This window comes from Streptomyces sp. NPDC056738 (genome assembly GCF_042790435.1).
Classification (GTDB): Bacteria; Actinomycetota; Actinomycetes; order Streptomycetales; family Streptomycetaceae; genus Streptomyces.
On sequence record NZ_JBHTZF010000002.1, the window covers coordinates 324,330 to 341,997 of the forward strand.

Here is a 17,668-nt window from a genome sequence, read left to right on the forward strand (position 1 = left end):
GCCGGGTGCGGTGGTGTGCCCGCCTCCGGCGCCGACGCCTCCGCCCGCTTCCGGGCCCCTCCTGGACTCAGGTCCCGTAGACGACCGTCACGTCCGTGAAGCCGAGCGAGCGCAGCAGGCCCTCGAGCATGCTGGTCGTGTTCTCCTCGGCCCGTGCGGTGAGGCGGCTGTCCTTCGCGGCCTTGCCGATGTGCTGGGCGGCGAGGCGCTGCACGGCCCGCTCGTCGTTCGGGTTGTCCGAGAAGACGTCACCGAGCCGGTCGAGCAGACCGCGCTGTTTCGAGACGGCGTAGGAGTGGTCGGGGTCGAGGGCGGGTTTCCCCAGAGCCGCGTGCGGCAGCCGGAGCGTGGCCGACGTACGGTCGCCGTTGACCGTCACGTCCTTCTGACCGATGCGTCCGAGATCGACATAGGCGTCGACGGTGCCGGCTCCCACGTACAGCGTGCGGGTGCCGCGGATCGCGTCGGGCAGGTACTTCGCGTCCTTCTCCAGGTCCACGACCACCTGGAAGTTGCCCGACGCGGCGTCGTAACGGCTCATGTCCTGGATGGACTTGAGCAGCGCCGGGCCCGAGTTGTCGTGGGTCTCCGTGCCGAACACATCGCGCAGCCCCGGCAGAACGGCCAGCCGCAGCCCGGCGAACAGCACCACGAGCACCAGCACGAAGGCGGAGACCACCTTCGCCCAGCCGGGCATGCGTTTGATGGACGTCGTCATGTCGACGGTCCTCCTTTCGCCTGTCCGTGTACCCCCCAAGCCCCCTGACAGGCCGCCGGGTTGGTCCCCGGATCGCGTGACGGACGCGCGCGGCGCGGTCGCCCCGGGTGGCGAACGGGCGGATCGTGCGCCAGGTGCCCGGGGGCGAAGGAGTGGACCGTGCGCCAGGCGTCCGGAGCCAGGGGAGCGGACTGCGGTCGGGTGCCCGGGGCGGCGTGGCCCGTGCCCCGCGCGCGGGGTGCCCCGGGGTGCCGTCGCCGCCGGGCGGGGCCGTTGCCGGTACGGCATCCCGCGAGCCGATCCGCAACCGGAAAACCCCCGGTCGAAGGCCCGAAAGCGGCCCAGTAGCATGAGGTGCGAGCTCCGGGCCGATCTTGTGCCCGGCGACGCGATCCGGTTCGACCATTGCGAGGAGCGGACGTGCGTGACATCGCCGTGTTCAGCGGTAGTGCCCATCCAGAGCTCGCGGCCGAGCTCTGCGCCCACCTCGGTGTGCCCCTCAGCCCGACCCGCGTCAGCCGGTTCGCCAACGACTGCCTCGAGGTGCAGCTCCAGGCGAACTGCCGGGAGCGTGATGTCTTCCTGGTGCAGCCCCTCGTCACTCCGGTGCAGGAGCACCTGGTCGAACTGCTGATGATGTGCGACGCGGCGCGCGGTGCCTCCGCCGGGCGGATCACCGTGGTCATGCCGCATTATTCGTACGCGCGTTCGGACAAGAAGGACATGCCGCGGATCTCCCTGGGGGGCCGGCTCGTGGCGGACCTGCTGGTGGCGGCCGGAGCGAGCCGGGTCCTCGCGATGACACTGCACTCCCCGCAGGTGCACGGCTTCTTCTCGGTGCCCGTCGACCATCTGCACGCCCTGCGGGAGCTCGCCGCGCACTTCCGTGCCAACGACCTGTCGCGCACGACGGTGGTCTCGCCCGATCTCGGCAACGCCAAGGAGGCCGCGGCGTTCGCGCGGCTGATCGGCGCCCAGGTGGCGGCCGGTGCCAAGCAGCGGTTCGCCGACGACCGGGTGAGCATCTCCTCGGTCATCGGCGAGATCGCCGGGCGCGATGTCATCGTGCTGGACGACGAGATAGCCAAGGGCAGCACCGTTCTCGAACTCCTGGACCGGCTCCGCGAGTTGGGGCCGAAGTCGATCCGGGTCGCCTGCACCCACGGACTGTTCGCGGCGGGTGCGCTCAAGCGGCTCAGCGAACAGCCCGACGTCCTGGAGATCGTCTGCACGAACACCGTGCCGGTCCCGGACGAGGAGTACACGGAAAAGCTGAGCGTCCTGTCCATCGCCCCGGCCCTCGCCGAGGCGGTCCGGCGCATCCACAACGGCGAGTCCGTCAGCGCCCTGTTCGACGCGCCCCGGAACCAGTAGACGGGCTTCACGCCGAGTGGGGCCGCCCGGAGCCCTTCACCCGCGGCGGTCCGTGGGTCACGTCCGCTCTTCGTCGCCGCGTCGGGGCACGTTGAAGGCGAGGACGGCGGTGTCGTCGTCCACGCCGGTGCCGAGGGTGTCGAGGAGATCCCGGATCGCGGCCACGGCGTCACGGGCGGTGGTGGGCGCGAGCTCCCGGGCGAACTCCAGCAGGGCCTCGTCGCCGTAGCGGCCGTCGACGGCACCGCGGTGGCGGGCCTCGGTGAGACCGTCGGTGTGCAGGAACAGCGTGTCGCCGGGGTCGAGGCGGACCGAGGTGGTGGCGATGTAGGCGTCCGGCAGGACGCCGATGAGCTGGCCGCCCGGGGTCGGCAGCCAGTCGGCACGGCCGTCGGACCGCATCAGCAGGGCCGGCGGGTGGCCGCCGCTGGCCAGGACGACCTGGAAGCCGCCCTCGTCGCCGTCCGGGGTGAGCACGCCGAAGACGACGGTGCAAAAACGCGGGTCGTCGCCGTTGTACTCGTGATTCAGGACCGTGTTGAGATTGGCCAGCACCGCCGCGGGGGCGGGGTCGTACACGGCGGCCGCCCGCAGGGTGTAGCGCGCCAGAGAGGTGACGGCCGCGGCGGCCGCGCCCTTGCCGCAGACGTCGCCCAGGAAGAACCCCCAGGTGCCGGAGGCGAGGGGGAACAGGTCGTAGAAGTCGCCGCCCACCTCGTCGACGGAGGCGACGTGGTAGGACGCGGCGACGTCCAGTCCGGGCACGTCCACCAGGACGGGAGGCAGCAGCGTCTTCTGCAGGGTGGCGTTCAGCCGCTTCAGGCGTTCGCGTTCCCGGTCCGATTCCTGACGGGCCCGCAGCAGTTCGGTCTCGTACGTGCGGCGGTCCCGGGCGTCGACGACGGTCGTACGGATCAGCAGCGGCTGTCCGTCACTGCCTCGGCGCATGACGGAGGTCACCAGAACCGGGAGCCGGTCGCCCCCGGCGGTCTGCAGCTCCAGGGCGATGCCGCTCACCTCCCCCTGCATGCGCAGCAGCGGGCCGAAATGCGTCTCGTGGTGGAGCCGGCTTCCGACCGTGAGCAGATCGGCGAAGTCCTTCCGGCCCACGAGGTCGCTGTTCTCGTATCCGAGCCAGTCGAGCAGCGTCCGGTTGATCTTCGCGATACGGCCGTCGAGGGTCGTGGACAGGTACCCGCACGGCGCGTGCTCGTACAGATCCTCCACGCTGTCCTCGAGCAGTGCGGAGAACATGGCCTGGTCGTCACCGGGACGGGCGTTCGGGGGAGACCCCTCGCTCCTCCCGCCGTGGCCGGTCGCGCTCATCATCGGCCCGCTCCTGCGAAGGCCGCGACCGAGGCGGCCCCCTCCTCGGAGGCGGCGAACCGCGCACCGGACCCGATGGCGTTCAGCGTGATCAGCCCGCTGCCAGGAATCCGCGCCCGCACGAACGCTCCCCCCTCCGGCGGGGGGATCGCGTCCGTGGAGCACCGTGGTTCCCGCTCGACACGTCCATGAAGCCATCCTCGCAGACCGCCCCCGTGCGCTCCGGCCGAACGCCCTGGTCGGCCCGTGGTTCCCGCGCGATGTCTCCACGACGTGTGGATCACCCCCTGGAGGGCACTCAGCGCGAAGAGAGCCACGGAACACGGGCCAGCCGTCCATCGGAGGCACACAGTGACGACCCAGACGCTCACCCCCTCGGTGTCACCGTTCCTGCTGGCGCCTCCCGGGGTGTACCGCCCCCAGGACGACACACGCCTGCTGGCGCGGGCGCTGAGCCGTGAGTCCATGGGATCCCGGACCCGGGTGCTGGAGCTGGGGACGGGCAGTGGCGCCCTCGCGCTGGAGGCCGCGAGACGGGGAGCGCGGGTGACGGCGGTCGACATCTCCAGACGGGCCGTACTGACCGCGCGCTTCAACGCGATGATCGCCCGGAGGCGCGTCACCGTGCGCCACGGCGACCTCACGGGCGCGGTACGGGGACAGTCGTACGACCTCGTGATCAGCAATCCGCCCTACGTGCCCTCGCCCGATGCCCGCCTCCCGCGCAGGGGCGCGGCTCGGGCCTGGGACGCGGGACACGACGGCCGGATCCTGGTCGACCGCATCTGTGATGCCGCGCCCACGGTGCTGCGGCCGTCCGGCGCCCTGCTCGTGGTCCACTCGGGACTCTGCGGTGTCGACGCCACCCTGGACCGGCTGGCCCGCGCCGGCATGAGCGCGGTGGTCACGGACCGGGCCAGGGTTCCGTTCGGGCCGGTACTGCGCTCCCGTCTGCCGTGGCTGCGCCGGCGGGGCCTGCTCGGTGACGAGGCCGAGGACGAGAAGGAAGAGCTGGTGGTCATCCGTGCCGAACACGCCTGAAAGGCCGCGCCGGGTCCGGGTCGACCCCGACGGGCCGCTGCTCGTGGAGGGGCCCGTCGAGGTGATCGGCGAGGACGGCAGCGTCACCGTCTCCCACCGTTTCACCGTCGCCGTCTGCACCTGCCGGCGCAGCCGCACCTATCCGTGGTGCGACACGAGCCACCGCCGCCGTGCGAGGCCGGACGGCGGGACGACCGGGCCCGCCGGGCCGTCCGGGGACGATCGCCCGGAGCCCGCCGACCCGTCCGGCCCGGCGACCGGGGCGGAGGGAGCCGCGTGATGTCCGACCGACCGGAGGCCCGGCTGGGCAGCCCGCCGCTGCCCACCCCGCGCGGAACCCTGTCCGCCGGCGTCGTCTCCGCTCTCGCCCACGGACGTCCGGTGCCCGGACCGGAGCGGGCGGCCGAAGCCGATCCCTACGGTGACGATCTGCACCTCGCTCTGTATGTGCTGTACGAACTGCACTACCAGGGATTCGACGGCGTGGACGACGACCGTGAATGGGACCCGGGACTTCTGGCCCTGCGCCGCGCCCTCGAACACTGTTTCCTCACCGCTCTGCGCGTCGACGTCCCCCCTCCGGTGTCCGCGAAGGAGGCTCTCGACGAGCTGCAGATCGAGCCGGTCGGCCATGACGGAGCGAGCGTCTCGCACTATCTTCAACGCGACGGGGAACCGGGCCAGTTGGCGGAATACATGGCGCTGCGCTCGCTCTACCACCTCAAGGAGGCGGATCCGCACGCCTGGGTCATTCCACGGCTGCACGGCCGGGCCAAGGCGGCGATGGTGGCGGTCGAGTACGACGAGTTCGGCGCCGGGCGCCCGGAGGAGATCCACGCCGGGCTGTTCGCCGACCTCATGGAGGACCTCGGTCTGGAGACGGTGTACGGCCACTACCTCGACGCCACCCCGGCCGAGGCGCTCGCCACGGTGAACCTGATGTCCCTCTTCGGGCTGCACCGGGCGTTGCGGGGCGCGCTCGTCGGACACTTCGCCGCGGTCGAGGTGACGTCCTCCCCGGGCTCGCGCAGACTGGCGAAGGCGCTGCGGCGCACCGGGGCAGGACCCGCCGCCGTCCGTTTCTACGACGAGCACGTCGAGGCGGACGCCGTCCACGAACAGGTCGTACGACACGACGTGGTGGGCGGACTGCTGGAGAGCGAGCCCGCCCTGGAACCGGACGTCGTCTTCGGCGTCCAGGCCACCACGCTGCTGGAGGACCGGCTCGCCGCCACGCTCCTCACCGCCTGGCACGACGGACGCAGCGCCCTGCGTGCCCCCGCGTAGGACGGCGGACAGGTCCGGAACCTCGTGCCCCGCGACCCCGCCACCGCCCGGCCGACGGTGACGAAGGGCGGTCAGGTGCGCGGCGGGCGGGTGGCGGTGTCGAGGTAGAAGGCGTCGATGCTCTGGACCGCCTGCTCAAACTCCTCCAGGTTGACCGGCTTCGTCACGTAGGCGTTCGCATGGCTGCTGTACGCGTCGGCGACGTCGTCGGGCGCGGTGGACGTGGTGAGCACGACGACCGGGATGGTCTGGAGGTTCTCGTCCTGCTTGAGGATGCGCAGCAGGTCGCGTCCGTTCATCCGGGGCATGTTCAGGTCCAGGACGATCAGGTCGGGGCGCACCGCGGAGGGCGCGCGCAGGTGCTCGAGCGCGGCGACCCCGTCGGTGACCTGGACCAGGTTGCGGGCCCCACGCTCGGAGAGGGCTTCCTCGATGAGCAGGGCGTCGGCCATGTCGTCCTCGACGAGCAGGACGTCGAAGGGCCGAGCGGGGGTGGTCATCATCGGATGCTCCATGGGTGCTTCGTGGGTGTGGTTGAAGAGCCCGGGCCAGCGGCGCCGGGCACCTTGGCGGCTCATGCCGCAGGCAGCACCGATCTGCGGGTACCCGGCACCCGTGCGGGCGGCGGCCTCGGCCGCGTCCCGCTGGAGGCGCTCGGCCGCCTGCTGGAGCTGGTCCAGTATGTGGAGCAGGGCCAGGGGCCGCGCCGAATCCCCCTCCGCCCGGGCCGGGGTTTCTTCCAGCAGTTGCAGGGCGAGGTGCCTGGCGAGCCGGCCGACCGCCGCGTCCGCGACACCTGCCGTCTCCTCGGGAGTGGTTCGCAGAACGAAATTCGTGCCAGGCATGTGCTGCACCTTAGGTCTCGAACCGACCCCACGACAACCGTTGTTGTCGAACACCCTCTACAGTGGCCGCTGCCCCCTGTCTCGCAGGCGGCCGGCACAGCGGAGGGGTACACGGCATGAGCGGGACCACGAGAGCGCGTGCGGGGGAGTCCTCCACGTGGACGACCCGGCGGTGGCTGCGCGTCGGAGCGGCCGTCGCGCTGACGGTCCTCACCCTCCTCGCGGTGACGGGAGCGTGGGTCCTGCAACGGACGCAATCGATCAGCACGAACCTCGTGGACGTGAAGTCGCCCGCCCTGAGCACGTCGTTCCGCCTGGAGTCGGCCCTGCTGAACCAGGAGACCGGCATCCGCGGATACGGGGTCACGGGCACCCCCGACTTCCTCACCCCCTACCGGCAGGGGCTGACCGACCAGGCGACCTACACGGCTCGCCTGACGGAGCTGCTCCACGGTGACTCGGCCGCCCTGAAGGACCTGAAGACCGTGCGGGACACCGCGGAGGTCTGGCAGCGGACGATCGCCCGCCCGATCGCCGCCGCACCCGCCGGTAGCCCCTCGCCCCTGACCGCGGAGCGGGCCGCCGCGGGCAAGAAGGTGTTCGACGCGCTCCGCAGCGCCCTGAGCGCCCAGCAGCAGCGGCTGCGGACGGAGCGGGCCCGGGCGGTGGACGACCTCGACACCACGATGGTCCTGCGGAACTGGCTGTTCACCGCGATCGCGGTCGTCATCGCCGCTCTCACGGTGCTGGTCTTCGAGGGACTGCGCCGCGGCGTCACCGGACCCCTGGACCAGCTCGGCGCGGACGCCCGCGCCGTCGCCGGCGGCGACTTCGACCACCCCATCACCCCCGTCGGACCGGCGGACCTGCGCCTGCTCAGCGGCGAGATCGACTTCATGCGCCGGCGCCTCGTGCGCGAGCTGGCGTTCGCCGAGGAGGCACGTCTGCGCCTCGACGCGCAGGCCGCCGACCTGCAACGCTCGAACGCCGAACTGGAACAGTTCGCGTACGTGGCCTCCCACGACCTCCAGGAACCGCTGCGCAAGGTCTCCAGCTTCACCCAGCTCCTGCAACGCCGCTACGGCGGCCAACTCGACGCCCGGGCCGACCAGTACATCGACTACGCGGTCGACGGCGCGAACCGCATGCAGACCCTCATCAACGACCTCCTCGACTTCTCCCGCGTCGGCCGCGTCCACCACGAGCTCCAGAGCGTCGATCTCGGCTCGGTGCTGGAGCGGACCCTGTCCTCCCTCAGCGTGAGCATCGAGGAGACGGGCGCCTCGATCACGCACGAACCGCTGCCGCACCTGGTCGCCGACTCCACCCAGATGGGCATGCTCTGGCAGAACCTCATCGGCAACGCCGTCAAGTTCCGCCGGCCCGACCAGGCACCCGAGATCCACATATCCGCCGTACGGGAAGACGCGCTGTGGCGGTTCACCGTCACCGACAACGGCATCGGCATCGCCCCCGAATACGCCGAGAAGGTGTTCGTCATCTTCCAGCGACTCCACACCAAGGACGCCTACAAGGGCAGCGGCATCGGCCTGGCCATGTGCAAGAAGATCGTCGAGTTCCACGGCGGCACCATCTCCGTCGACCCCGATCACCGGGACGGCACCCGCATCACGTTCACCCTCGCCGAGCGACCCCCCAAGATCATGGGCCCCTCCACCCTGCCGGAGGCGACCCGCGCCGACACGGAACCGGCCCTGTGACCGCGGCCGCCACCGACACCCCCGGCAGACCCTCGCCCGAACCGGCGTACCGCATCCTGCTCATCGAGGACGACCCGGCGGACGCCCTGCTGGTCGAGGAACTCCTCCACGACACGGGCCTGCGCTTCGAGCTCACCACGACGGCGACCCTCGCCGAAGCGCGGGGCGAACTCGCGGCCCGGGCCATCGACTGCGTCCTCCTCGACCTCCACCTGCCGGACATGTCGGGGACCGAGACCATCGCCGCCGTCCGGGAACTCGCCCCCCACACCGCCGTGATCGTCTTCACCGGCCTGTCCGAGACGCAGGCGGGAGCCGAGGCGATGGCCGCCGGCGCCCAGGACTACCTCGTCAAGGGCAAGGTCGAGGCCGACCTGCTGCACCGGACCGTCCGCTACGCCGTCTACCGCAGCCAGACCGAACGCGTGACGGCCGAGGCCCAGAAAGCCCGTCTGCACGCCGAGGAGAACGGCCGTCTGCAACGCGGCCTGCTGCCCCAGCCCATCCTCGGCACCTCCACGGTCACGGTGACGACCCGCTATCTGCCCGGTGCCGAAAGAGCACTGCTCGGAGGGGACTTCCTCGACGTCGTGGAGGGCGACGACGGACTCCTGCACGCCGTCGTCGGCGACGTCAGCGGACACGGCTCGGACGCCGCCGCGGTCGGCGTCTGCCTCCGCATCGCCTGGCGCTCGCTGGTCCTCGGCGGGCATCGCGGCCCCGGCCTGCTGCACCTCATGGAACGCATCCTGATCGCCGAACGCGGCCCCCAGCCCCTGTTCGCCACCTGCACCCTGCTGACCCTCGACCAGCACGCGAACACGGCCACCCTCCATCTGGCGGGCCACCACGAACCCCTGCTCACCACCGCTGACGGCACCCGGGAACTGGTCGCCGCACACGGAATGGCCCTGGGGATCGCCCCGCGGCTCGGCACCTGGCCGGCCACGGTGATTCCTCTGCCGGCCGCCGGCGCCCTGACCCTCTACACCGACGGCCTCACCGAGGGACACAACGGCTCGGACAACGAGCGGCTCGGCGTCGAAGGACTCCTCGCGCTGATACGCGACGAGCCGGCGACGGACCCGGCCGTCCATGTCGACCGCCTCATCGACCGGACCCAGGCGCTGAACGCCGGGCGTCACACCGACGACCTGGCCGTGCTGCGCCTGGACTGGGACCACCGGTGAGGTCCGGACCGCACCCGTAGGCGGAGTCCGGTTCAGTCGGTGGTGAGCATGCCGTCGCGGAGTTTGGCGAGGGTGCGGTTGAGGAGGCGGGAGACGTGCATCTGGGAGATGTTGAGGTGCTCGCCGATCTGGGCCTGGGTGCATTCGTCGACGAAGCGCATGTGGATGATGCGTCGTTCGCGGTCGTCGAGTTTCGCGATCATGGGGGCGAGGGCGTTGAAGTCCTCGACGAGTTCGAGGGCGTTGTCGTCGGTGCCGATGAAGTCGGCGAGGGCGGCTTCGCCGTCGTCGCTGGAGCCGATGGTGGCGTCGAGGGAGGCTGAGGTGTAGCCGTTGGAGGCGACGCGGGCTTCGTTGACCTCTTCCTCGCTCAGGCACATGAGTTGCGAGAGCTCTTTGACGGTGGGGGTGCGGCCGAGGCGGCTGCGGAGTTCCTCGGTGGCCTTGGCGAGGTGGATGCGGGCTTCCTGGAGGCGTCGGGGGACGTGGACGGCCCAGGAGGTGTCGCGGAAGAAGCGCTTCATCTCGCCGACGATGTAGGGGACCGCGAAGGAGGTGAACTCGACTTCGCGGGTGAGTTCGAAGCGGTCGATGGCTTTGATGAGGCCGATCATGCCGACCTGGACGACGTCTTCCATCTCGTCGTGGCCGCGGCTGCGGAAGCGGCCGGCGGCGAAGCGGACGAGGGTCATGTTCATCTCGATGAGCGTGTTGCGGGCGTACTGGTACTCGGGCGTGCCCTCTTCCAGCACGGCGAGCTGGTCGAAGAAGAGCCGGGAGAGCTGCCGTGCGTCCTTGGGCGCGACCCGTGAGGGGTCCGCTATGTCCGGCAGGTCCGTGGTCGGCGGTGCCGCCGCCTCGGTGTGTGCCGCTGTCGCATCGGTCCGTAGCGTTGTCGCCTCGGTCACCGTCATGTCAGACCCCTCCCACGGTTCCAGCCCCCGTGTCGCCGGCTGCTGGAGGCCGACAACAGGGCGGTTACCCCCATTCGGACAACCCATGCCGCGCGACGGGCGCCCCGGTGCGGCCGAGGCGGTCCCGCCGGGCGGAGACCGACGTCCGGTGAATCAGTTTCCCAGGCCCGAAAGAGCCTCCTTGACCTTGGCGACGGCGAAGCCCCAGCCCTGCGCCACGGTCGGCTTGCCCGGCACGGCCATCTCCTCCGGGTTGGTCAGTACGTCCAGCACGACCGGTCCCGGGGTGTCGAACGCCCGGCGCACGCTGTCGTGGAGCTCGGCCGGATCGGTGACCCGGATCCCTGTGATGCCCAGGGCCGTGGCCAGGGCGGCGAAGTCCGGGTTGTCCAGTTCGGTGCCGAACTCGGGCAACCCCACCTGCTCCTGTTCCAGCTTGACCATGCCGAGGCGTCGATTGTCGAAGACGACGAGCTTCACCGGCAGCCTGTACGTCCTGATCGTCATGAGATCCCCCAGCAGCATGCTGAGTCCTCCGTCGCCGCAGAACGCGACGGTCTGCCGGTCCGGCGCCCAGAGCTGTGCCCCGAGGGCCTGCGGCATGGCGTTGGCCATGGAGCCGAGGTTGTAGGAGCCGATCAGGCGCCGGGTGCCGCTCATGGTGACGAAGCGGGAGAGCCAGACGGTGGCCATGCCGGTGTCGGAGGTGAAGACGGCGTCCTGGTCCGCGTACGCGTCCACCGCCGCCGCCAGCGCCTCGGGGCGGATCGCGTGGTCCCGGTTGTCCAGGGCGGCGCGCACCTTCCCGGTCGAGCGGCGGTCGTGGTCAGGGCGCGCCAGCCGCCGCTGACCCTCCTGCCAGTGGACGAACCGTTTCCGGGCGTCGTCCAGGTGGGCGCGGTCGGAAGCCGCCTTCAGCAGGGGAAGCAGGCCGCGCAGCGTCGCTCCGACATCGCCGGCGAGTCCCACGGTCACCGGGACCCTGCGTCCCAGGTGCTCCGCACGGTCGTCGATCTGCACGACGTCGGCGTCCTTCGGATACCACTCGCGGTACGGGAAGTCGGTGCCCAGCATGAGCAGCGCGTCGCCGCTGTCGAACGCGTGGGCGGCGGCGGGGTTGCCGATGAGGCCGGTCTGGCCGACCTGGAAGGCGTTGTCCTCCTCGAAACCCTCCTTCGCCTTGAGGGTGAGCACCATGGGCGCGGCGAGCAGCTCGGCGGTCCGGAGCACCTCGGCGCGGGCGTCACGCGCCCCGCGGCCCACGAGGAGGGTGACGCGAGCGGCGCTGTTGAGCAGCTCGGCGGCCTCGGCGAGTGCCGGGTCGTCGGGGCGGGTGACGGGACGGTCGAGAGCGAAGCGCGCCGGCCGGTCCTCACTCAGTGCCTGGTCACCCAGGTCGCCCGGAACGGTCAGGACGGCCACTCCGCCCTGGGCGACGGCGGCGCGTACGGCCGATTCGAGCATGCGCGGCATCTGGTCCGGGGAGGTGACGGTGGCGCGGAAGACGGCCACGTCGCGGAAGAGCAGGTCGTTGTCGACCTCCTGGAAGTAGTCGCTGCCGATCTCGGCCAGGGGGACCTGACCGCAGATCGCGAGCACGGGGGTCCGGCTCTTGGCAGCGTCGTACAGCCCGTTGAGGAGGTGGACGGATCCCGGTCCCACCGTCCCCATGCACACGCCGACGGTTCCCGAGAGCTGGGACTGGGCCCCCGCGGCGAAGGCCGCGGCCTCCTCGTGCCGGCAGCCGATCCAGCTCAGGCCCTCCGTGGTGCGGATGGCGTCGGTCAGCGGGTTCAGCGCGTCCCCGACGACTCCGAAGACGTGACCGACGCCCAGCTCCTTGAGTGCGTCGACGATCACATGGGCGACGGTACGTGCCACAGGAATGCCTTCCGGTCCGGTGCGGCCCCCGCGGTACGAGGGCACGGTTCAGTGGGTGAAGCGGTCCGGGTGGGCCGACTGCCAGTCGGGTGCCCAGCTCTCGGGTGCTGATGCGAGCAGTTGTCCGGGAGCGAGCCATTCATGCAGCTCGTCGTAGGAGCGGACGGTGTGCGGATCCACCCGTTGGAGCAGCATGGCCGGACGCAGGCCGCCCGGATCGTCGACGCCCATCGCCGCCATGATCTGGAGGGCGCTCTTGACCGTCGCCTCCTGATAGCGCCGTACGCGCCGGGACTTGTCGTCGACGTCGACGGCGCGGCCGCGACGCTCGTCCTGCGTGGCGACCCCCACGGGGCAGGTGTTGGTGTGGCAGCGCTGTGCCTGGATGCATCCGACGGCGAACATCATGGCCCGGGCCGCGTTGGTGTAGTCGGCGCCCTGGATCAGGCGCTTCACCAGATCACTGCCGGTGGCGACCTTGCCGCTGGCGCCGATCTTGATCCGGTCGCGCAGCCCGACGCCCACGAGGGCGTTGTGCACGGTCATCAGGCCCTCGCCGAGCGGCAGTCCGACGTTGTCGGCGAACTCGAGCGGCGCCGCACCCGTACCGCCCTCGGCGCCGTCGACGACGATGAAGTCCGGTGTCGTCCCCTCCGCCAGCATGGCCTTGCACACGGCGAGGAACTCACGGCGCGAGCCGACGCACAGTTTGAACCCGACGGGTTTGCCGCCGGCCAGTTCACGCATCCGGCCCAGGAAGCGGACCAGTTCGCGGGGTGTGTCGTACACCCGGTGGAAGGGCGGCGAGACGACCGTCTCTCCCTGCGGTACGCCGCGCACCTGGGCGATCTCCGCGTTCACCTTGGCTCCCGGCAGTACGCCGCCGATGCCCGGCTTGGCCCCCTGGCTGATCTTCAGCGACACGCACTTGACCTGATCGCGCGCCGCCTTGTCGGCGAACTGCCGCTCGTCGAAGCCTCCGTCCTCCGTCCGGCAGCCGAAGTAGCCGGTGCCGATCTCCCAGACGAGGTCGCCGCCCGGGCGCAGGTGGTACTCGGAAAGACCGCCTTCCCCGGTGTCGTGGGCGAAGGAGCCGAGCTGAGCCCCGGTGTTGAGAGCCAGCACGGCATTGGCCGACAGCGAGCCGAAGCTCATCGCGGAGACGTTGAGCAGGGCCATGTCGTACGGCTGGGCGCAGTCGGGTCCGCCGATCCGTACCCGGGGCGGGGTGTCGGGCACGGAACGCGGAGCCATGGACGGAGTGAGGTACTCACTGCCGGCCCGGTAGAGATCGAGCTCCGTGCCGAACGGCTCCTCGGCGGCGGTTCCCTTGGCCCTCTCGTAGACGATGCTGCGCGTGTCGCGGTCGAAGGGGCGGCCGTCGAAGTTCCGCTCGATGAAGTACTGCTGGAGTTCCGGCCGCAGCCGCTCCAGCGCGAACCGGAGATGACCGACCAGGGGGTAGTTCCGCAGAACCGAGTGCCGCCGCTGGACGAGATCGTGGACGGCCACCAGCGCGGCCACGACCAAGGGGGCGGCGACGCCCCAGTACCAGGGGGACATGAGCAGGGCGGCGACGAGACCGCCCACCGCGAGAAGGCCGAGCAGGGCGACCAGACATGTCTTCAGCACTCCGTCCTAGTGTCCACAAGCCCGGTCGCCAATCACGAGCCTCGCCCGGGGGCGAACGGCTCGATGCCGCGGCGTGCCAACAGCCTCTCGTGTCAGACGCGTTGACACTTCCCGCGGTGCGCCCCACGATGACCGGGCGGTCACATGACCGCCCGGTCACACGTCATCGAGGACGACCTTCCCTCGATGGTTTCCGCTTCCCCGCGCACAACCGCACCCAGAACGAGGTGATCGCATGACACGTCGATTGTCACGGTTCGTGATCGTTCTCCTGCTCAGTGCCGCAACCGCCTTCGCCGTCGCGCCGACGGCGGGCGCGCTTCCCGCCGCGAGACCCGCGGCGGTCGTGGACCCTTCCACCACCGGGTCCTTCCCCGTGGCCTACTCCGATGTGACGGTCTCGGCCTCCGGCCGCTCGTACAGCGCACGCGTCTGGTACCCGGGAGCGACGGCCGGCGCCGACGCGGCCGTCGCACCGGGCGCCCATCCCGGACTCGCCTTCGGACACGGCTTCTTCCAGGGCATCACCCAGTACGAAAGCCTGCTCAGGCACTACGCGTCCTGGGGCTTCATCACCGTCACACCGAAATCGCAAGGCGGCCTCTTCCCCGACCACTCCGCCTTCGCCGACGACCTGAACGCCGGTCTCACCTGGCTGACCGGCCAGAACACCACCAGCGGCTCGCGCTTCGCGGGCGCCGTGAACACGGACCGTCTCGGGGTCTCCGGTCACTCCATGGGCGGCGGCGCCGCGCTGCTCGCCGCGGCCCGCAACCCCGCCGTCAAGAGCGTGTCCACGCTGGCGGCGGCGGAGACCAGCCCGTCGGCCGTCACCGCCTCGGGAAAGCTGACCGTGCCGGCCCAGTACGTCGGAGGCAGCGCCGACACGATCGCGGGCGTCGCCGGCAACCAGCGGAAGATGTACGACGCCAAGCCCGCCCCCGCCCAACTGCGCGTCATCACCGGCGGTTTCCACTGCGGATTCGAGGACAGCTCGGGATTCGGGTGCGACAGCGGGACCATCACGCGCGCTGCGCAGCAGAAGCTGACCCGGGGCATCACCACCGCCTACCTGCTCTACACCCTCGGCGGTGACTCCTCGATGTACGACCAGGTATGGGGCTCAGCGGCCCAGAGTCAGGCGGGGGTCGTGTACACCGCCAAGCCCTGACCCGGGCCCGGGACGCCGAGTGGTGCGCCGCATGCCGGGCGGTGTGCGGCGCACCGCGGCGCTACGCGGCGGCCTGGGTGCGGCGCAGCGGAGCGCCGGCCCGGTGGAGACTGCGCAGGGCCTGCCGGTAGGAGGCGGCCAGACTGGTCTCCAGATAGTCGACGCCCAACTCCTCGCAGTAACGACGGACGATGACCTGTGCCCTGCGCAGGTTCGGACTCGGCATGCTCGGGAACAGGTGGTGCTCGATCTGGTAGTTCAGGCCGCCCAGGGCGATGTCGGTGAACCAGCCACCGTGCACGTTGCGCGAGGTCAGGACCTGACGGCGCAGGAAGTCCGGGCGGTCCTCGCCGGTGAGGACCGGCATGCCCTTGTGGTTGGGGGCGAAGATCGAGCCCAGGTACACCCCGAAGAGGCCCTGGTGGACGGCGATGAAGGCGAACGCCATGCCGGGCGGCAGCACCAGGAACACCGCGGTGAGGTAGACGACGAAGTGACCGAGGAGCAGGGCCCCCTCCGTCGTCCGGTTCTTGAGCGCGGGGTTCACCAGCGACCGGACACTCGCCACGTGCAGGTTGAAGCCCTCCAGGGTGAGGAGGGGGAAGAACAGGTAGGCCTGCGAGCGGCCGATCAGCCGGGGCAGCCCCGTGGCGACGTCGGCCTGGCTCCGCGTCCAGACGAATATGTCCGGGACGATGTCGGGGTCGAGTTGCTGATGGTTGGGGTTGGCGTGGTGCCGGGTGTGCTTGTCCTGCCACCAGCCGAACCCCATACCGATCCCGGCGTTCCCGGCGATACGCCCCGACCTCTCGCTCGCCCTGCGCAGCCGGAACACCTGACGGTGGGCGATGTCGTGGGACACCAGCGCGACCTGGCCGAAGGCCACGGCGAGCAGCGCCGCGACCGCCAGCGTCCTCCAGTCGGCGCCGACCAGGACGAACGCGGTCCAGGCGCCCGCGTACAGGGCGGCCACGACGGTGAGGCGGACGGTGTAGTAGCCGGGGCGCCGGCTCATCAGGCCGCTGTCGGCGATCCTCTTCGACAGCCGGGCGAAGTCACTTCCCGGGCCCGGCACGGCACGGACAGTGGTTGCTTCGATCACGGTCGTGACCCTCTCGGTGGACGGAGCCCGGAGCGGTGCGTCGCGGGCTCACTCCACGCAGTCGGTCGGCGGGGTCACGGCCCAGCCGTCTCCGCGGGGAGGCGGCTTCCGCAGCGTGAGGTGGTTGTCCGGACTGGGTACCCCGGAATCCGCTGTCCGCACCTGCCTTTGCGGCGGCGAGTACGATGGGGGTGCGTCCGTGACCCCGGCGCGTCCCGTCGATCGACGGCGTCGGGCCTCCGGACGGTGGACCCCTTCCCCGCGTGTGCCAGGTGTTCCCCGGCCACTGCCGGTGACCGTTTCTCGGCGACCCCGCTGCTCATCTCCAGCCGGCCCGCCCACAAGCCTCTTCGCCTGGTTCCGGTGCGGGCCGGGGAAGCCGAGGCACCGTTGTGCATACGATGACTCTGAACCGGTGCGACGACCGGGCGACCGTCTTCGTGGAGGGTGAGATCGACTTGGCCACCGTCTCGGGCGTCCGCTCGGCCCTGGCCATGTGTCACGCCTACAGGATGACCGGCATCGACGTCGATCTCAGCGCGGTCCGATTCTGCGACGCCAGCAGCCTGAACGTGTTCCTCGCCGCCGAGCGTCGTGGAGCGTCCGGAGCGCACGTGATGCTGCACCACTCGCCCCCCGTCGTCCGACGGCTCCTGAGGACCACCGGTACGGAATTCCTGCTCGCCGCGGATTCCCCCGCCGAGCCGCGCTCGGGCGGACTCCCGCCGCCGGCCAGTGGCACCGCATGATCAGTGACCGCATGGCGAAGATCCTGCGCCTGCTCCAGACCGATGCCTGGTCGGAGGCGGTGGCCGACGCGGCCGAGCCGCTCGGCGTGGACGGGATCTCCGTCAGTGCGGGCGGCGGGCCGGGCGTCGCGGAGATCCTGTGGTCCTCCGGTGCTGTCTCGGACGGTTTCGAGGACCTCCAGATCACGCACGGCCAGGGGCCGGGACCGGACAGCCTGGCCTCCGGCACGGCCGTGCGCGTGCACGACCTCGCCCGCGTGCGCGAGGACCGCTGGCCCGGACTCGTGGCGGACGCCGCCGGTCTCGCCGTGCAGGCGGTGTTCTGCTTCCCCTTGCGGATCGGGGCCATCACACTGGGAGTACTGACCCTGGTCAGAAGCGTTCCCGGACCCGTGACACTCGCACAGGGTGACGACGCCAACGCCCTCGCGGCCGCGTTGACCAGACGCGTGCTGGACCTCGGGTTCCCGCTGCTGTCGTCACCGGAGGACGAGGACCAGGTGTTCCACCACGCGGTCCTGCACCAGGCGACCGGCATGGTGAGCGTCCAACTGTCCGTACCGCTGGCGGAAGCCCTGCTCAGGCTGCGTGCCCACGCCTACAGCAACAACCTCAACCTGACCGACACGGCCCGGGACATCGTGGCAAGACGTCTGCGGCTTGCCCCCGAGCTGCCCCCGACGAACGTCATCGACGACGCAGACGAGGACTGATCTC

At 70.9% G+C, this 17,668-nt stretch carries 16 protein-coding genes; 9 read left to right on the forward strand and 7 right to left on the reverse strand.

The annotated features are described in order from the left end of the window. Window positions 1–67: 67 nt before the first annotated feature. Window positions 68–718 carry a DUF4230 domain-containing protein gene (locus tag ACFRIC_RS05145; RefSeq protein WP_382779582.1) on the reverse strand — a complete coding sequence of 217 codons (651 nt, stop codon included), beginning with the start codon at window positions 716–718 and terminating at the stop codon, window positions 68–70. Between the two features lie 420 nt (window positions 719–1,138). Between ACFRIC_RS05145 and ACFRIC_RS05150 the strand changes: the two genes are divergently transcribed. After that, a complete protein-coding gene (locus tag ACFRIC_RS05150; protein ID WP_382779585.1) occupies window positions 1,139–2,092 on the forward strand; it encodes a ribose-phosphate diphosphokinase in 954 nt (317 codons plus the stop codon). 57 nt (window positions 2,093–2,149) lie between these two features. Here ACFRIC_RS05150 and ACFRIC_RS05155 read toward each other — a convergent pair whose 3' ends face one another. Continuing rightward, the gene (locus ACFRIC_RS05155; RefSeq protein WP_382780803.1) at window positions 2,150–3,418 is read right to left on the reverse strand and encodes a PP2C family protein-serine/threonine phosphatase; all 1,269 of its coding nucleotides are present in this window, start codon (window positions 3,416–3,418) and stop codon (window positions 2,150–2,152) included. Window positions 3,419–3,769: 351 nt separating this feature from the next. Here ACFRIC_RS05155 and ACFRIC_RS05160 point away from each other — a divergent pair, with 351 nt between their 5' ends. Genes ACFRIC_RS05160 through ACFRIC_RS05170 form a run of 3 tightly spaced genes read left to right on the forward strand, consistent with a single transcriptional unit; the run spans window position 3,770 to window position 5,746 of the window. Beyond that, window positions 3,770–4,459 (forward strand): HemK2/MTQ2 family protein methyltransferase, encoded by a 690-nt coding sequence (locus ACFRIC_RS05160; RefSeq protein WP_382779588.1) that lies wholly within the window; start codon window positions 3,770–3,772, stop codon window positions 4,457–4,459. Further along, a complete protein-coding gene (locus tag ACFRIC_RS05165) occupies window positions 4,443–4,739 on the forward strand; it encodes a CDGSH iron-sulfur domain-containing protein (protein WP_382779591.1) in 297 nt (98 codons plus the stop codon). Before ACFRIC_RS05160 ends, ACFRIC_RS05165 begins: the two co-directional genes overlap by 17 nt. Then, a complete protein-coding gene (locus ACFRIC_RS05170) occupies window positions 4,739–5,746 on the forward strand; it encodes an iron-containing redox enzyme family protein (protein ID WP_382779594.1) in 1,008 nt (335 codons plus the stop codon). The genes ACFRIC_RS05165 and ACFRIC_RS05170 overlap by 1 nt, the downstream gene beginning before the upstream one ends. Before the next feature lie 71 nt (window positions 5,747–5,817). On the opposite strand, the gene ACFRIC_RS05175 is transcribed toward ACFRIC_RS05170, so the two are convergent. Continuing rightward, complete coding sequence (locus tag ACFRIC_RS05175; protein WP_382779597.1) at window positions 5,818–6,591, reverse strand: response regulator; 774 nt, start codon at window positions 6,589–6,591, stop codon at window positions 5,818–5,820. 116 nt (window positions 6,592–6,707) lie between these two features. Here ACFRIC_RS05175 and ACFRIC_RS05180 point away from each other — a divergent pair, with 116 nt between their 5' ends. After that, the gene (locus tag ACFRIC_RS05180; RefSeq protein WP_382779600.1) at window positions 6,708–8,312 is read left to right on the forward strand and encodes an ATP-binding protein; all 1,605 of its coding nucleotides are present in this window, start codon (window positions 6,708–6,710) and stop codon (window positions 8,310–8,312) included. After that, window positions 8,309–9,502, forward strand: coding sequence for a PP2C family protein-serine/threonine phosphatase (locus ACFRIC_RS05185; protein WP_382779603.1), 1,194 nt, complete (start codon window positions 8,309–8,311; stop codon window positions 9,500–9,502). The genes ACFRIC_RS05180 and ACFRIC_RS05185 overlap by 4 nt, the downstream gene beginning before the upstream one ends. A 32-nt stretch (window positions 9,503–9,534) precedes the next feature. On the opposite strand, the gene ACFRIC_RS05190 is transcribed toward ACFRIC_RS05185, so the two are convergent. The 3 genes from ACFRIC_RS05190 to ACFRIC_RS05200 all read right to left on the reverse strand — a co-directional run bounded on the left by ACFRIC_RS05190 (window position 9,535) and on the right by ACFRIC_RS05200 (window position 13,860). Continuing rightward, window positions 9,535–10,416, reverse strand: coding sequence for an RNA polymerase sigma factor SigF (locus ACFRIC_RS05190; protein ID WP_382779606.1), 882 nt, complete (start codon window positions 10,414–10,416; stop codon window positions 9,535–9,537). 153 nt (window positions 10,417–10,569) lie between these two features. Beyond that, window positions 10,570–12,297: a thiamine pyrophosphate-dependent enzyme gene (locus ACFRIC_RS05195; protein WP_382779609.1), complete on the reverse strand. Its 1,728-nt coding sequence runs from the start codon at window positions 12,295–12,297 to the stop codon at window positions 10,570–10,572. A gap of 48 nt (window positions 12,298–12,345) precedes the next feature. Beyond that, the gene (locus ACFRIC_RS05200) at window positions 12,346–13,860 is read right to left on the reverse strand and encodes an FMN-binding glutamate synthase family protein (protein WP_382780806.1); all 1,515 of its coding nucleotides are present in this window, start codon (window positions 13,858–13,860) and stop codon (window positions 12,346–12,348) included. Window positions 13,861–14,164: 304 nt separating this feature from the next. Here ACFRIC_RS05200 and ACFRIC_RS05205 point away from each other — a divergent pair, with 304 nt between their 5' ends. After that, complete coding sequence (locus tag ACFRIC_RS05205; RefSeq protein WP_382779612.1) at window positions 14,165–15,100, forward strand: alpha/beta hydrolase family protein; 936 nt, start codon at window positions 14,165–14,167, stop codon at window positions 15,098–15,100. Between the two features lie 61 nt (window positions 15,101–15,161). On the opposite strand, the gene ACFRIC_RS05210 is transcribed toward ACFRIC_RS05205, so the two are convergent. Beyond that, window positions 15,162–16,202, reverse strand: coding sequence for a fatty acid desaturase family protein (locus tag ACFRIC_RS05210; RefSeq protein ID WP_382779616.1), 1,041 nt, complete (start codon window positions 16,200–16,202; stop codon window positions 15,162–15,164). 401 nt (window positions 16,203–16,603) lie between these two features. Between ACFRIC_RS05210 and ACFRIC_RS05215 the strand changes: the two genes are divergently transcribed. Further along, complete coding sequence (locus tag ACFRIC_RS05215) at window positions 16,604–16,951, forward strand: STAS domain-containing protein (RefSeq protein WP_382779618.1); 348 nt, start codon at window positions 16,604–16,606, stop codon at window positions 16,949–16,951. Further along, window positions 16,948–17,664: an ANTAR domain-containing protein gene (locus ACFRIC_RS05220; RefSeq protein WP_382779622.1), complete on the forward strand. Its 717-nt coding sequence runs from the start codon at window positions 16,948–16,950 to the stop codon at window positions 17,662–17,664. The genes ACFRIC_RS05215 and ACFRIC_RS05220 overlap by 4 nt, the downstream gene beginning before the upstream one ends. Window positions 17,665–17,668 lie beyond the last annotated feature (4 nt).

Excerpts from the sequence above, each read along its gene's own strand:
- ACFRIC_RS05145 (WP_382779582.1), bottom strand. The coding sequence starts at position 718 with ATGACGACGTCCATCAAACGCATGCCCGGCTGGGCGAAGGTGGTCTCC.
- ACFRIC_RS05155 (WP_382780803.1), bottom strand. The coding sequence starts at position 3,418 with ATGAGCGCGACCGGCCACGGCGGGAGGAGCGAGGGGTCTCCCCCGAAC.
- ACFRIC_RS05170 (WP_382779594.1), top strand. The coding sequence starts at position 4,739 with ATGTCCGACCGACCGGAGGCCCGGCTGGGCAGCCCGCCGCTGCCCACC.
- ACFRIC_RS05175 (WP_382779597.1), bottom strand. The coding sequence starts at position 6,591 with ATGCCTGGCACGAATTTCGTTCTGCGAACCACTCCCGAGGAGACGGCA.
- ACFRIC_RS05180 (WP_382779600.1), top strand. The coding sequence starts at position 6,708 with ATGAGCGGGACCACGAGAGCGCGTGCGGGGGAGTCCTCCACGTGGACG.
- ACFRIC_RS05190 (WP_382779606.1), bottom strand. The coding sequence starts at position 10,416 with ATGACGGTGACCGAGGCGACAACGCTACGGACCGATGCGACAGCGGCA.
- ACFRIC_RS05200 (WP_382780806.1), bottom strand. The coding sequence starts at position 13,860 with ATGTCCCCCTGGTACTGGGGCGTCGCCGCCCCCTTGGTCGTGGCCGCG.
- ACFRIC_RS05205 (WP_382779612.1), top strand. The coding sequence starts at position 14,165 with ATGACACGTCGATTGTCACGGTTCGTGATCGTTCTCCTGCTCAGTGCC.
- ACFRIC_RS05215 (WP_382779618.1), top strand. The coding sequence starts at position 16,604 with ATGACTCTGAACCGGTGCGACGACCGGGCGACCGTCTTCGTGGAGGGT.
- ACFRIC_RS05220 (WP_382779622.1), top strand. The coding sequence starts at position 16,948 with ATGATCAGTGACCGCATGGCGAAGATCCTGCGCCTGCTCCAGACCGAT.